Origin of the sequence: Blautia sp. MB18-30, assembly GCF_023669475.1 — a bacterium.
Taxonomy (GTDB): Bacteria; Bacillota; Clostridia; order Lachnospirales; family Lachnospiraceae; genus Blautia_A; species Blautia_A fusiformis.
On the sequence record NZ_JAMOYY010000099.1, the window covers coordinates 1 to 646 of the forward strand.

Genomic DNA, 646 nt, shown 5'->3' on the forward strand with positions numbered 1-646 from the left:
GGGCAAAGCTAAAACAGGCTATCCCCGCGTGTCCCGCGGTTTTGTTTTTTATGTTTATCCGGTTACGGATTTTTTTCTTGTGCCGTCAGGCACATTCTTTATAGATTCTTTTTCCTTCTTCACGGATATTGACTGCTGCATTCACATCCCGGTCCATCCTATTTCCACATCCACAAACATACATTCTATCCGACAATGCCAATTCCTTTTTCTTATGTCCGCATACACTGCAGATCTTGCTGGATGCAAAATAACGGTCTACTTTTATAAGATGTTTTCCGCATTCTTCCAGCTTGTATCCCAGCATGAACAGAAACTGCCCGTAACCGTTATCCTGCACACCTTTCCCAAGGTGCAGTCCTCCGGACATTCCCTTCAGATTCAGATCTTCCACACATACTGCATCATATCTTTCCGCAAGCTCCCTACTGAGCTTATGCTGGAAATCTTTTCTCTGGTTCTTTATCTTTTCATGACATAAAGCTACCCTTTTTTTCTGTTTCTGATAGTTCCGGCTTCCTTTTTCACAGTGGGAGAGCTTTCTCTGTTCTCTTGCAAGTTTTTTCTCTGCTTTTCTGTAAAACATAGGGTACCCGGCTCTTTCTCCTGTAGAAAATACACACATTCCCTGCATGGCAAAATCGAT

General features: G+C 42.9%; 1 protein-coding gene. It reads right to left on the reverse strand.

The window, feature by feature from the left end; translation table 11 throughout:
- Positions 1-85: 85 nt before the first annotated feature.
- Positions 86-646, reverse strand: a 561-nt coding sequence (locus tag NCY57_RS16700; protein WP_250789880.1) for an RNA-guided endonuclease InsQ/TnpB family protein, incomplete at its 5' end; no start/stop codon positions are given.